We start from the raw sequence: 14,868 nt of genomic DNA, 5'->3' as shown, positions 1-14,868 counted from the left end.
CTTCGGATCATGTCACATCTTTTCCAGGACATCCTTGAGAGGAACACCATCAATCAGGAGGACAATATCCCTCAGACCAGTTTTCTTCATGGTGTGCAGTATCTGGTGATAAGCCGGGTTCGGCAGCATAGGGGAAGCGGAGTTCTTGAATGCGGCGAGAAATTCTTCTGACAGGTCAATGTAGGCAATCGAGTAGCTGACAGTCAGCCCGATGAGCCTTGTTCCGGAAGGTATTCTGGTGATGGCACCCCGTGCCAAGGCATCCCTGTCAGGACCTGCGAGTAGTGCCTCCATCGTATCATGGTAAAGTCCGCTGCCCGTCCTTTTCTGGTAGAGGGTAACATTTTGTATATCCCCTGAAGATGATGTCGGAAAAAACAAGGCCGCTTCTACAGTGCGATAGTCAGGGGAAACGGCGGATTCAGAACGACTTTGCCATTCCCTGAGCAAAGGAAGGACGCCGCTTTCTTCTATGGAAGCCATGGTTCGGGGCAGGAAAGCCACGGCCATCACTATGCTGACGGCAAAAAGAACCAGCCATGCAAGCAGCATATAATGGCGGCGCGGTTTTTCTTTAGCTTTCTCCTGTTGCTCGTTTTCAACGGGAGGATGAGTGAGATATCCGCTGTCATATTCATCGCCGTGCATAAGATGAGGATAGCCGAAAACAGAAGATTCGTCAGCATCGGCTTTATTTCTCCACAGGCTCTCTATAGAATTGTACTACCCCGTTTCAGAAACTCTGCCGGAACTTTGTTTCAGGAAAGTTCATGAGGGTACATCAGGATATATGAGGGCGTATCTGGAAACCGTATTCTTTACAGGGGCATGGAAACTCCTTATAGTATAGAGATATGAAGGTATTGACGGGAATCGGGGCATCGCAGGGGCTGGCTTTGGGTCCTGCCTTGGTGTACAGGCATGCCAAACAGATGATTCCCCATACGAAGATAAGGGGAAGCAAGACCCGGAAACATGCGCTTGCCGACAGTGAGGAAGCGCGGTTTGATTCCGCCGTGGAAGCTGTGAAAACCGATATCATGGCTTTCTCCGACGCTCCTGACGCTTCCGTTTCTCCGGCTTCCCATGAACATGCGGACATACTCGACACTCATCTGATGATGCTTCAAGATTCTGAATTTCATGCCACGGTGAAGAACCTGATTCGTACGGACGCCATCAATGCCGAATGGGCAGTGGAAAGAGCCTGTGATTTGTTCACTTCTTCCCTTGAGGCCGCGCAAAAGGATGCCGTCCTCACTGAACGTACCGTAGATATCAAAGATGTGGGGACGCGTATCATCAGGAGTCTGACCGGAACTGACCATGGGCAGATTGTGAAGACTGACAAGGATGTCATCTTGGTCTGTGATAGCGTGCTTCCCTCGGAAGTCATGGACATGGATCGCTCCCATGTCAAGGGAATCATCCTTGCCGACGGCAGCCGAACCAGCCATGCCGCCATTCTTTTCCGTTCCTATAATATTCCCGCCGTCGTCGCGGTCAGGGATGTCTTGGATCAGATTGCAGGCGATGATGAAATTTTCATAGATGGAACGGAAGGCGAAGTCATCATACGGATGGAGCCCGACGACCATTCACGCATGCAAAGTTTCTGCGAAGGACGTTGGGCGACATGGGAACGCACGGTCAGGGATTTGGCGTTCCACAAGGCAGTGACCACCGACGGCAAGTTCATCCCCCTGAAAGCGAATGTCGAGGTCTTGGCTGAACTGGACATGCTGGCCAAGATTGGCTGTGACGGCATAGGTCTGTACCGTACCGAGTTCCTGTTCATCCATTCCCATTCCCTGCCTTCCGAGGACAAGCAGTTTGCCGCGTACCGTGCCATGGTCAAAGGCATGGAAGCACAAGGAGCCGTGACAATCAGGACTCTGGACATCGGCGGAGACAAGATTATCCCTGGCATGGAACTGGGTGAAAGCAATCCAGCCCTTGGCTGGCGGGCAGTCCGTTTCACCCTGGCGGAACCAGCTATCTTCCTCACCCAGCTGCGCGCCATCCTGCGTGCTTCCGCTTACGGGAAGGTGAGGATTATGTTCCCGATGATCAGTGGCCTGTTAGAGCTTGAAATGGCTCTGAAAATACTGGAACAGGCAAAATCGGAGCTTCGTTCCCGGAACATGCCTTTTGATGAAGACATCACGGTCGGCACCATGATTGAAGTCCCTTCCGCTGCGCTCTGTTCCGACATCCTTGCCCGGAAGGTTGATTTCTTTTCTATTGGAACAAATGACCTTATCCAGTATACTATCGCGGTTGACAGGTCGAACAGCCGTACCGCGTATCTTTACCGGCCGTTACATCCTGGGGTTCTGAGACTGTTGAAGATCATCATAGACAATGCTCATCAGGCAGGCATAACAGTTGAGTCCTGCGGAGAGATGGCGGGTACTACGACGGGAGCCTTGCTGCTCATGGGTTTGGGAATCGATGGGTTGAGCATGACTTCCCAGAGCTTGCTGGACGTAAGAAAGGCAATCAGGTCCATTTCATATGATGCCGCTCGTGAGATGGCGCTCCATGCCCTGAACCTGACCAACGCCCAGGAAATTGAAGATTACATAAGGAAAACAATTCATGACAGATCGACAACCTAGCGTCCCAGGAGTGCAGTCCGTAGCATCCCTTGACGAAACCCTCCCTCTCATTGCCATCGTAGGAAGGCCTAATACCGGTAAATCCACATTGTTCAACCGACTGGTGGGAAAGCGTCGCATGATTACCGATCCCACGCCCGGCGTTACCCGTGACCCCGTCTCCGAACATTGGATGCTCGGAGGACACAGTGTCATGCTGGTCGATACCGGAGGAGTGAAGCTGGACAGAGAAGGCTTGGATCATCTTGTTTCGGAGAAAAGCCTGAGCATACTTGAACGAGCCCATGTCCTGATACTGCTGCTCGAATGTACCACGCTTACCCCTGAAGATGAGATGCTGGTCAAGCATTTGCGCCCCTACGGGGACAAAACCGTCCTTGTGGTGAACAAGGTTGATGACTACAACCGGGAAACCTTGGTCTGGAACTATCATTCCCTTGGGTATCAACGTGTCGTCGGCATATCAGCCGCCCATGGGCTGGGTATCGGAGACCTGGAAGATACTCTGATGGGCATGCTTGATCTGGACGAGCGTTTCGATGTATTGCCGCAGAAGGACGAACGCATCAAGCTGGCCGTCCTGGGAAAGCCCAATACGGGGAAAAGCACCTTGACGAACCTTTTGGTCGGGCAGGAAGTCTCCATTGTCAGCGACATCCCCGGCACGACCCGCGACGTAGTGAGCGGCGATTTCCTCTACAAGGGAACACCATTCACCATCCTTGACACCGCGGGAATCCGGAGGAAAAGCAAGGTTGATGAGGATGTCGAATATTATTCGGTCAACCGTGCCATCAAGACAATCGATGAGAGCAATGTCGTCCTGCTGATGATCGATGCGCAAGAAGGCATAGCCGATCAGGACAAGAAGATTGCGCAGTTGATTGTCCGGCGGGGTAAAGGAGTTGTTCTTGTCCTGAACAAGATTGACGCTCTGAGCGGCATCCAGAACCAACTTGAAGCAATCAAGGACCGCGTGAGGTTCTTGTTCCCCGTTCTCACCTTTGCGCCTCTGGTAGGGGTGTCCGCGCTCAAGGCGACTGATGTCCATATCCTGCTCGATACAGTCTATGCCGTGTGGCGTCAGCTGAACAAAAGGGTGGACACTGCCGATGTGAACAATGCCCTGAAAAGATGGAGTGAAGCCTATCAACCTCCCCGTAGCAGTTCCGGATATTTCAAGGTCTACTATGGGACGCAAGTCAGCGTTGCTCCGGTGCGCTTCCTGTTCTTCGTGAACAAGAAGCCTGGTTTCCCGGAAATATACGTGCAGTTCCTGAAGAACAGCATCCGCAGGGACTTGGGCTTCCCTTCCATTCCCATAGAGGTGGAATTACGCGAACGGCGGCGTAATCCTGCGGGAATGGCCTCCCTCCGTTCCGAAGGGGAAGGGGAGATGAAATCTTCCGTTCCGGCGGACAATGAAAAGCCCCGAAAACCAGCCTCTGCATCCGATACCCGCAAGGCGCAGCCGGAGGGTGGAGGCCGGGCAAAGGCGGCTCCCAAGGCACGGAAGCCGGGCAACAAGGCGGCGAAAGGAAAAGCTGATGAGCGTCGCGCGGTATCCCGCAAGCAGTCCCAGCAGAAAAAAGGCCGTATGGAACAGAAGCGGGCAAAAGGCTAGATTATGGCGTGGTGGAGAGAAAATGGTATCAAAGTCGTATGTTTTGATATCGACGGGACTTTGTATCCCAAGACGATACTTAACAGGAAGATGCTTGCCACCCTCTTTCCCCATGCACTGACCGCCTTACGCTTCATGAAAATGCGTTCGCTGTTCCGCCAGTCTCAAAATGCGGTTCCCACCGTTCCCGCGACATTGGAGGGCATGCGACGCCGCCAGGCGCAACTTGTATTGCAGAGGCGGGGCATGCCTGCGACTGAAGAAAATCTTTCTCGTGTGGAAGATGCGTTCGTGCGGCATATATATGGGCGTTGGGAGGAATCATACCATAATCTCCGTCCTTTCCCTCATGTGAAGGATGCCATGGTGCAGATGAAGGACAACGGCATGCTCTTGGGCGTGATGAGTGACTTTCCTGTTGCGGGGAAGATTGACAGCATGGGGATGTCCGCTCTGGTCGATGTTGCGGTGAGCAGCGAGGAATCAGGGTATCTCAAGCCTCATCCTGCCGCATTCTCATATCTTTTGGAAAAAATGGGAAATCCTAATCCCTCGGTTGTGTTATACATTGGTGACAGTTATGATAAGGATGTCGAGGGAGCGTATGGAATGGGCATGAAAAGCTGCCTCCTTGCTGAAAGACGTTCAATCGGCGGCGGGAAGCGAACCGACTTTCCCCATGCGGATTTGATTTGTACGTCTTGGGCGGACTTTTCCCGACAGTTCTTTTGATATAATCAGCATGTGCCGGAGGTAAGGACATGAGCTTGTATTTCATTGCCATCGGGCTTCCCATTTTCTTATTTCTTTCTACGCTTCTCATCATATATGTCCAGCGCAAGCAGGATGCCAGTGCCTTGCGTCCGGAACGTATCCGTGATTTCGTGATAAAGGAAAGGAAGGAACTGTCCCTCATGACCGCCGGTCTCAAGAAGGATGCGGATGAGTTACGCGCAGAGCTTGTGGATCGTGAGACACGGATGAAACGCCTTGTTGAAGCTGTGGATGAAAGACTGGAGCAGTTGTCGCGCAATGCCGTGGAACTGGACGGCATGAAGGATGTTACGGACTATTACCGCGAGACTCTGACCGAGCTTTCTTCCATGACGTCCCATGCGGAAGACAGGATTGCCGTCGTCCAGCGGAATATCAAGGAAATGGATAGCGTACAGGAAAGGATTGATGCTCTGCATGCCAGCCTGAACTCTTGCTCTGATATGATTGCTGCCCATCATGAGGAGCTGCTCGATGCCATGCAGGTGTCACGGGCAGGACTTGATGGCCATATGCAGGAGATTAACAGTTTCTCATCTTCCATCGTTTCCCAGGCACAGGAATCCGTGCATGCCTTGGCGGGGGAGGCTGTTCAGCATGTCGAAGATGTCCTTGCTACCAGTACTCGTCATGCCGATGAGTCTTTCCGGGCGATGGTCGGAACTGTCCAGCTTTATCTGCATGAATTGGAGCAGAAGCAGAAAACCATGCCCTCCGTGGAAGCGATACATGCTTCTGACCCTTCCACTCGATTCATGGCAGCGGACGACCCTGAACCAATGGACGAACCTGAACCAATGGACGAACCTGAACCAATGGATGAACCTGAACCAATGGATGAACCTGAACCAATGGATGAATCCGAACCAATGGATGAATCCGAACCAATGGATGAATCCGAACCAATGGATGAATCCGAACCAATGGATGAATCCGAACCAATGGATGAATCCGAACCAATGGATGAATCCGAACCAATGGATGAACCTGAACCAATGGGAATCAGAAAGCGTACAGCATACTCAGAAGCGCGTCCTTTGTTCGTTCCAGCGGGGGACGAGGAGGAGATTCTTCTGGACGATGACCAAGAGTGACAATCCTCTTGCTATTCCCCTTGATGCTCCATCAATCGGATCCAAAGTAGATATGAATACTTAACTTCCCAATTCTGAAAAAGACCGCCTCATTCATGTGTAGAGGAACCCTTTGTGTCATACTTTTTTTATAAAAAATCATATTTTTTTATATGATGCAAATTTCTGCAAAGTTGCTATAATTATGCTGAGTTAGTGTAGGTACGTTGTATCTGATGAATGACCTTTGACCGGGAGCGAAGCGGACACCACAGGATTTACGAAGAATAAGTAGTTCCCTCTAGGAATGTAGCATGTGCAGAGTCCCAGAGTCCCAGAGTCCCAGAGTCCCAGAGTCCCAGAGTCCCAGAGTCCCAGAGTCCCAGAGTCCCAGAGTCCCAGAGTCCCAGAGTCCCAGAGTCCCAGAGTCCCAGAGTCCCAGAGTCCCAGAGTCCCAGAGTCCCAGAGTCCCAGAGTCCCAGAGTCCCAGAGAATAGGTTGCGCTTTATGAAGAAGTCCCCTATAGCAATGCTGGCTCTTATTGTACTCGTATTAGTGTTGTCCTCCTGCATCCAGGATCTGCATCCGCCGGTCGCACAGAAGGCGGTCATAGCCTTCTCCGCTCGTGTGGTGGGGAATCCTGACAGCTCATGGGAGTGGGAAGAGGGAGATGAGATAGGGCTGTACATGGTTTCCACAGGTGAGAGTGTGGAGCCGGGGAACATCCTGAACGGCGTGGTGAACTACCCCTACACGTATGATTCCCTGACGGGGAAGTTCTGGGGGGACGCCTTCTTTCCGGCAGACGGCACCGAGGTGGATTTGTTTGCCTATTATCCCTACCAAGATACCCCAGAGCTGAACGAAGGGTCCGCATACATCTACAAGGTGGACGTAAGGAACCAGGCGAATCCGTATGAGGATGACCTAATCTTCGCGCGTGTGGAAGGGGTGGGCAGGGACGTGCCCGTAGACGTTGATCTCACCTTCCAGCACAAGCTTTCCAAGCTGACGCTGGAGATCAGCGCGGGAGCAGGGCTGGAAACGGGTGACCTTGCGGGGCTGAGCGTGCGTTACTACAGCATGCCAACCACAGCGGACATTAATTTTGAAAATGGAAGCATAAGCAACGAACAGACGGATGCGGCAGGAGGAAAAGTGCCGGTGAACGCGGCGGGGACGGCAGGAGTGGCGATTATCGTGCCGCATGATGGAGGCACCTATCCAGATAGGACGATGGTCTTCACGCTTTTGGACGGGAGGACGTATACGTGGAACATCCCGGACGCTAAGGGTTTCGAGGCGGGATACCACAGCACCTACAGTGTGAAGCTCACGGGGTGGGGCATTGAGGTGAATCCGGTGGGCGTGACGACGTGGACGAAAGGGGGAAGTAGTTCTTTTGGGAGTGACTACACGGGAATTGGAACGGTGGATGACCCTTACATGATATATACGGCCCATGGGCTGATGCACCTGCTGGAGACATACGGCAGTACGTCCGGCATTTACTACGAGCTAGTCCATGACATAGAGCTGGGGGAATACCTGGCAACAAATGACCTGACATGGCCGAACGTAGTCTTCAACGGGTTTTTCGACGGGAAGTCCCATGTGGTCAACGGGCTGCGGATTACGTCTTCGGCGGCAAATGTAGGTTTCTTTGGGATGATAACCGATACTGCAACCGTGAATAACCTTGGCCTGACGAACGTGGTGGTCAGAGGAACTAATACAGGTGGCAGTTATATAGTTGGCGGCTTGGCGGGTGTGAATATGGGGATGATAGAGGACTGCTTCGTGAGCGGGCATGTGGAAGGTGATGGAACGGCTTATGCCGGCGGCTTGGTCGGGATGAACGGGGGAGTCATCAGAAATTCCACGGGCTATGCGATGGTCAAAGGAAACATGGCGGGAGGGCTGGCCGCCATTAATGACACAGATGAAGGGGCAGGAGAGATAACGGACAGCAAGGTCATCGCCGAGAGCATCCATGGCGTACGGTTTGCGGGAGGTTTTGTAGCTGACAACAGTGGCGTGATAACAGACAGCCATGCCATTGTCAGGAACGTGAACAGCTCCATAGCGGACGGTTATGCCGGAGGGTTCGTAGGGCGCAACTACAACAGGGATATAACGGACAGCTATGCCGTGAGCAATAGGGTGAGCGGCGCATATGCTGGTGGTTTCGCAGGATACATTGAAGCTGGAGAGATCTCTTTCCTCCCGGAGTCACCTCGCGTCGATACCATCGCAGGTACGGTGGACGGCAGGCTATATGCCGGAGGCTTTGTCGGCAGTAATAAAAGTGGTTCCATCGAGAATGTATCGACAGTCTTTGATCGGGTGGTCACCACCGGTTATAACAGCAGTGATAGCCACACTGGTTCGGCAGGAGGGTTCGTCGGGCGCTCCTTCAATTCGGGGAGCAGTATAGTTGACAGCAGTGCCAAGGGCAGGGGAGCTTCCTCCTTGGTGGAAGGATGGATGAATGTCGGTGGTTTTGCAGGAGTCAACGATGACGGAGCGAGTATCGAAAACTGTTTCGTGGAGATGCCGGAAGGGAAAGTCACAATCGCAGGAGAGGTTATGCTTGTCCGTATCGGTGGTTTTGTGGGATATCTCAATTCTGCGACGATAAGCGATTCATGGACAGACATTGGCGAGATTGACGCAGAAACATTGGTTACAAGAAGTCTTCTTAGTGTTGGTGGTTTTGTCGGTCTCCAAGAAGGTGGTGACACGACATCCATAACAAATTCGACCGCCGTGATAGATACCATATCTTCCACTGATAGTACTATGTTGTTTACAGGCGGCTTCGTTGGCTATATGCATGATAGTGGGACAATCAGCCATGCTGGAAGCTCGGCGATATATCCGACAGCGAAAGTCGGGAGCATTACCGTTTCCGGATCGGATTCAGCTACCACTACCATTCACACGGGAGGTTTCGCCGGATATGTTGCCAACTCTTCCTTGATAACCGGCATCACGGTTGTTGTGACCGGTTCCATCGACGGAGGTGCCTCCGTCGGCGGTTTCGCCGGAACCATCAGCAACACCGATGTATCTGACGTCAGAGTTGTCATGAACGGCTCCGTCAAAGGAGGCGACTTAGTCGGCGGCTTCGCTGGACAAATCATGAATGGTGCGCATATTGAAGAAATCAGAATCTATGTTGAAGAAGACATCGTCAGCACAGGCACAGGCACAGGGTCGGCGGTCGGAGGCTTTGCCGCACTGATGAGCGGAAGTCAAACTGAAATCATGAAGAGCCGTGTGGAAGTCGGAGGGGGCATTCATGGGCATGCCAATATAGGCGGATTCGTGGGAAGGGTGCCGTACAATAGTGGAGTGCCGCAGAAAATAGAGGAAAGCGCGGCAATCGTCACGGGTAGCATATACAAAGACGTCGGAAGTACAGGAGGATACGCCGGTGGGTTCATCGGAGAGCAGTACAATGCGGACATCTCGCAATGTTCTGTACTGATAGAGGAAGAAATCATTGGTAATAATTCGAATGCAACCGGAGGCTTTGTAGGAGCTTTTAACAGTGGGAATGTGTCTAACTCCTACGTCCGTGTTCGTGACATTACGGGCAGTACTTCATCTTATGTGGGAGGATTCTTCGGATTACATTCCAGCCAGAGCGGTATTATCACCAACTCTTACGTCGTCACCGGATCCATCGTAGGAGGGTCCTACGTCGGCGGATTCGGCGGTCTGTTGTTCTATGACCTGGGAAATCTAAGGAGCCTCGCTGCGATAATCACGGAGAAGATTGAGGCGCTGGATACCAATCCCCATATGGGGGTCTTTATCGGTTCCCGTACCGGACTCCCCTCCACGAACCCCTCTCTTTCATCCCGCCGCTATGCTTCTGACCCTGCCTCCCCGCCACCAGCGTTGGTATGGACGGGAAACAATCAGGGCACTGATTTTACTTCCAGTGAAGTGACACTGGTTCAGAACAGTGACTTCAGCAATCCGTCCTTCTGGCTTAATCCCCTTAACTGGACTGCGGACGAGACATGGAGTGCGGGAATTTGGAATTTCGCTACCGGTGACGGATATCCTGTGTTGAAGAATGCTCCTGTACCCTGACAAAGAGACAGGTGCAAAGATTTGGCCGCATAGCTTGAACAAGCGGGAAACATAGGGAAGGGGTATTGCAAAAGTCTCGCAATACCCCCTCTGTCCGATTCCAGCACACTGATGCTTATTTTTTCTTTATTTCCGCTATTGCTTTGTCCAAGGCTTCCTGAAGCATACTCTGGGGAGGCTCTTGGATGTGACCGAGCTTCATCATGTCATCAGTCAGCTTGCGGCTAGCCTTGATATCCGCAAGGGCGGTATCGTAGACTTGCTGCCACGTGAGGTTGACACGGGCGACGCCATCGGCAATGGCCTGCATAGCTACATCGGCGGCTTCGACGGCGAACAGCTCGGTTTCCTTCATTGTTGCAATGATGTTGTTCCTGGAAATTCCCAACTTCTCCGAGAAGTCGGCAATCGAATGCGCACAACGGATGGCCATGGCATCAGTAATCTTGCGTGCGCGAACTATCAACGCGCCCTTGAGGATGCCAGGGAAACAGACGGAATTGTTCACCTGGTTGGGGAAATCCCCGCGTCCGGTCGCCACGATGGCAGCGCCTGCCTCATGAGCGGCATAAGGCCATATCTCAGGAACAGGGTTTGCGCAGACAAAGACAATGGAATCCTTCGCCATGCCGAAAATCCATTCCTTCTTGACCGTATCAGGCCCAGGCTGGGACAGGGCGATGAGTACATCAGCGCCTTTCAATGCCTCGGCGATATCGTTGATTTTCTTGGGATTCGTCTGCTGGCACAGCTCCCATTTCCTGTAATAACGCTTGTCAGCCTCAATGTCCTTGCGGTCAGCATGCAACCCTCCGCGGGTATCGAAGACAACCATCTTTGCGGGGTCGCCGCCATCAGCCAGAATCAGGCGGGCAATGGTGGAGTTGGAAGCTCCGCTTCCCAGAAGCACAATCTTGGCGTCAGACAATGAGCGACCGGTCAGTTTCAATGCATTGAGCAGACCGGCAAGAGTGACGCAGGCTGTTCCCTGGGCGTCATCGTGCCACACCGGAATGTCACAGGCTTCGCGCAACTCGTCGAGAACCTTGAAGCAATTTGGCTGGCTGATGTCCTCCAGATTAACCGCGCCGACAGAATGCTGAACCATCTTGACGAAGTCAATGATTTTCTCAGGAGAGTTTTTGCCTGATTCATCGCGGGAATCAATACAAAGGGGGATGGAATCAACGCCGCCAAGATATTTCATCAGCATTGCCTTTCCTTCCATGACTCCCAGTCCGCCGGGAGGCGTACAGTCTCCGTCACCAAGGACGCGGGTGGAGTCGGAAACCACGGCTACCATGTTTCCACGGGAGCTCAGAGCAAAGGATGTATCATTATCGTCCCGGATTGTCGTGGAGATTTTGGACACGCCAGGGGTATACCACGCGTTGAACCAGTTCAGACCGTACACCCCGCAGCTAGGCACGACCTGTATCTTGCCGCCGTAGAAGGTATGTGCTGCCAAAGCCAGATTCTTATAGAACAGAGTTTTTGCTGCCGCCTTCTGGTCTTCCGTGAAGTCCGCGGGAAATGATGCTTCAAGATTGTCAAGTGATAAGTTGATGCTCATGATCGGTTCCTTTCTTAAGAGATGATATCGGTCAATAAAGAAGGCATATGCTGAAAAGAAGGTTTCCGGCATACGCTTTCTTGCCGTCCATCCGAATATTATCATGAATCCAGGAAGAATGAACATAAGCAAACCGTAAAAACTTATAAATGAACAGAAAAGAACTTCAATTGCTTGTCATACCGTATTCTTTCTCATGCTGGATATTGGTCTCGATGTTTGAAATCTTCATTGGATGAAATGGATGATTTTCTTTCGGTTTGGTTCCAGATTGGGAATTTTCCATGATTTTTGTCTTCCTCTTGACGCTTATATCTGGCAATGAGTATCTTGACTTCGTGTCCTGTGATTCCTGGGGACATTCGCGCAGGAGAGCCATGATTCAGATGATATATGTGGCACTGTTGCGCTCGTCACAATTTTTCGTGACATCGACTATATTATGAAATAACGGATAGGGGAAAAAATGAGCAAGGGTGGAAAATCTGCTGGAGACGCCAAACCGCGTGTTCGGAAAGATGATGGCGTGACTGAAGAAATAGCTGGCAAAGAATTTCAGGCGGGGGAAGAAGAAAGCCCCACTGTCCAGGAAACCGATGAAGCATTGGTTGAAGACAGGACGGCAGAGCTTGAAGCCAAGGTCGTTGAACTGACAAAGGCATTGGAAGAAGTCAAGGACAAAGCCCTTCGTCGGGAAGCTGAGATTGATAATTACCGCAAGCGGCTCATCCGTGACAAGGAAGAAGCGGTCACCTACGCAAATACCCGTCTCCTTGGAGATTTGATTCCTGTACTCGATGATTTGGAGCGTGCGATCAGTGCCGCCGAAACGGCGACTGATGTACAGGGCATCCGTGATGGGATTGTGTTGGTCGAGCAACGCTTCCGCGGCATCCTTATGAAAGATTGGGGACTTGAGGAAATCGAGGCGGAAGGGCAGGACTTTGATCCGAACCTTCATGAAGCCTACCTGATGACAGAATCCGAGGATTGTCCGGTCGAAAAGGTGGCGCAGGTTTTCTCGAAGGGCTACAAGATGCATGACCGTATCATCCGCCCTGCCAAGGTGAAAGTGATCAAGCCGAAGGTTTGACGTTTTGCCACAAGATTAATTACATTAGCAGATAAGAATAGGAGATTGAAAAAAAATGGCAAGAATAATAGGTATTGACCTGGGGACGACAAACTCCTGCGTAGCCATCATGGATGGCAAGGAACCTATGGTCATAGCCAACTCGGAAGGACAGCGCACTACACCTTCTGTCGTTGGTTTTACCTCCAAAGGCGACCGCCTCGTCGGTCAGCCCGCAAAGAACCAGATTGTGACCAATGCAGAAAATACAGTGTACTCCATCAAAAGGTTCATGGGTCGGAAGTACCATGAAGTACCCGATGAGCTTGGTACCATCCCGTATAAAGTGGTCACCGGACCGAATGATGAGATTCGCGTGGACATCCGCGGAACCCTGCATTCCCCACAGGAGATTTCCGCCCTGATCCTCCAGAAAATGAAGAAGACTGCCGAAGACTATCTGGGGGCTCCGGTAACAGAAGCAGTCATTACGGTTCCGGCGTATTTCAATGATGCCCAGCGTCAGGCTACGAAGGATGCTGGAAAGATAGCTGGTCTTGAAGTAAAGAGGATTGTCAACGAGCCTACCGCCGCCGCTCTTGCGTATGGGTTTGGCAAAGGCTCGAACAAGGAAGAAAAAATCGCTGTCTACGACTTGGGCGGCGGTACGTTCGACATATCCATCCTGGAATTGGGAGATGGTGTCTTTGAAGTAAAGAGTACCAACGGTGACACCCACCTTGGCGGAGACAACTTTGACCAGCGCATCATAGAGTGGATGATCAATGAATTCAAGGCGGGAACCGGCGTTGACCTGTCCAGGGATACAATGGCTCTGCAACGTTTGAAGGAAGCGGCTGAGAAAGCAAAGATTGAACTGTCTGCGTCTTCCCAGACTGAAATCAACCTGCCGTTCATCACTGCGGACGCTTCCGGGCCGAAACATCTCCAGATGTCCTTGACCCGCGCCCGTTTCGAGCAAATGGTTTCTGACCTCATTGAGAGAACCAAGCAGCCCTGCCTGAATGCTTTGAGAGATGCAGGACTGAAGGCGGCGGATATTGATGAAGTCATTCTGGTCGGAGGATCGACCCGTGTGCCGGCCGTGCAGGAAACAGTCCGTGCCCTGTTCGGCAAGGAGCCGCACAAAGGCGTGAACCCTGATGAAGTCGTCGCAATGGGTGCTGCAATCCAGGGGGGTATCCTGGGCGGGGATGTCAAGGATGTCCTTCTGTTGGATGTCACGCCGCTTTCGTTGGGCATAGAGACCCTTGGCGGAGTCATGACCCGGCTGATTGAGCGCAATACGACCATCCCGACCCATAAGAGTCAGATTTTCTCCACTGCGGCTGATAGCCAGACTGCCGTGAGCATCCACGTTCTCCAGGGAGAGCGCGAGATGGCAGGACAGAACCGCACGCTCGGTAATTTTGACTTGGTCGGCATTCCTGCCGCGCCCCGCGGAGTTCCGCAGATTGAAGTGAGCTTCGATATCGATGCCAATGGTATCGTGCATGTTTCCGCAAAAGACTTGGGAACCGGTAAGGAACAGAAAATACGCATTGAATCGTCTTCGGGATTATCCGAGTCTGAGATTGATAAGATGGTCAAGGAAGCGGAAACCCATGCGGCGGAAGACAAGCGCGAACGCGCCCGCATCGATGCCCGCAATGAAGCGGACGGTTTGGTCTATTCCACGGAGAAGTCCTTGAAGGAGTACGGCGATAAGGTATCCGCTGATGACAAGGCGAAGATTGAGGCGGCTCTTTCCGACCTGAAGGCGACCCTCCAGGATACTTCCTCCAATGCGGAAGACCTCAAGGCAAAGAGCGAAACGCTCCAGCAGGCTGCCTATAAGCTGGCGGAGGAGATGTACAAGAAGACGCAGCAGCAGGGAGACCCGGCGAACGCCGGAGCTTCCGACGCCGGAGCGTCCTCAGGTGCTTCTTCCGGTGGAAAAGGTGCTGATGGCGCTGAAGATGCTGACTTTGAAGTTGTAGACTGATGTCTTGCTTCTGTTTATA

Annotated in this window: 9 protein-coding genes and 1 pseudogene; 7 read left to right on the top strand and 3 right to left on the bottom strand. The window is 52.2% G+C overall.

Annotated elements, in window-relative coordinates:
- Positions 1 to 12: 12 nt before the first annotated feature.
- Complete coding sequence (locus tag SPICO_RS08600) at positions 13 to 648, bottom strand: GerMN domain-containing protein (RefSeq protein ID WP_013740277.1); 636 nt, start codon at positions 646 to 648, stop codon at positions 13 to 15.
- Between the two features lie 206 nt (positions 649 to 854).
- Between SPICO_RS08600 and ptsP the strand changes: the two genes are divergently transcribed.
- From ptsP to SPICO_RS10620, 4 genes and pseudogenes are all read left to right on the top strand, one after another.
- Positions 855 to 2,621 (top strand): phosphoenolpyruvate--protein phosphotransferase, encoded by a 1,767-nt coding sequence (gene ptsP / locus SPICO_RS08590; protein WP_013740276.1) that lies wholly within the window; start codon positions 855 to 857, stop codon positions 2,619 to 2,621.
- Positions 2,602 to 4,245, top strand: a complete 1,644-nt coding sequence (der, locus tag SPICO_RS08585; RefSeq protein ID WP_013740275.1) for a ribosome biogenesis GTPase Der — start codon at positions 2,602 to 2,604, stop codon at positions 4,243 to 4,245. Before ptsP ends, der begins: the two co-directional genes overlap by 20 nt.
- 3 nt (positions 4,246 to 4,248) lie before the next feature.
- Positions 4,249 to 4,977: an HAD family hydrolase gene (locus SPICO_RS08580; protein ID WP_013740274.1), complete on the top strand. Its 729-nt coding sequence runs from the start codon at positions 4,249 to 4,251 to the stop codon at positions 4,975 to 4,977.
- A gap of 29 nt (positions 4,978 to 5,006) precedes the next feature.
- Positions 5,007 to 5,651, top strand: a pseudogene (locus tag SPICO_RS10620) (LA_3659 family protein); the annotation flags it as partial.
- 41 nt (positions 5,652 to 5,692) lie between these two features.
- Here the strand turns inward: SPICO_RS10620 and SPICO_RS10600 are convergent.
- On the bottom strand, positions 5,693 to 5,908 hold the full coding sequence (locus SPICO_RS10600) for a hypothetical protein (protein WP_367576185.1): 216 nt from the start codon (positions 5,906 to 5,908) through the stop codon (positions 5,693 to 5,695).
- A 691-nt stretch (positions 5,909 to 6,599) separates the two neighbouring features.
- On the opposite strand from SPICO_RS10600, the gene SPICO_RS08570 reads away from it, so the two are divergent.
- Complete coding sequence (locus SPICO_RS08570; protein ID WP_013740272.1) at positions 6,600 to 10,199, top strand: fimbrillin family protein; 3,600 nt, start codon at positions 6,600 to 6,602, stop codon at positions 10,197 to 10,199.
- Between the two features lie 115 nt (positions 10,200 to 10,314).
- Here the strand turns inward: SPICO_RS08570 and SPICO_RS08565 are convergent, their stop codons facing one another.
- A complete protein-coding gene (locus tag SPICO_RS08565; RefSeq protein WP_013740271.1) occupies positions 10,315 to 11,772 on the bottom strand; it encodes an NAD(P)-dependent malic enzyme in 1,458 nt (485 codons plus the stop codon).
- Between the two features lie 466 nt (positions 11,773 to 12,238).
- On the opposite strand from SPICO_RS08565, the gene grpE reads away from it, so the two are divergent.
- Positions 12,239 to 12,865, top strand: a complete 627-nt coding sequence (gene grpE, locus SPICO_RS08560) for a nucleotide exchange factor GrpE (RefSeq protein ID WP_013740270.1) — start codon at positions 12,239 to 12,241, stop codon at positions 12,863 to 12,865.
- Positions 12,866 to 12,920: 55 nt separating this feature from the next.
- Entirely contained in the window at positions 12,921 to 14,849 is a 1,929-nt protein-coding gene (dnaK, locus tag SPICO_RS08555; protein ID WP_013740269.1) for a molecular chaperone DnaK, read from the top strand.
- Positions 14,850 to 14,868 lie beyond the last annotated feature (19 nt).

The organism is Parasphaerochaeta coccoides DSM 17374, assembly GCF_000208385.1.
GTDB lineage: Bacteria > Spirochaetota > Spirochaetia > Sphaerochaetales > Sphaerochaetaceae > Parasphaerochaeta > Parasphaerochaeta coccoides.
The sequence above is the reverse complement of the archived record's forward strand: the minus strand, read 5'-3'. Positions and strand labels throughout refer to the sequence as shown.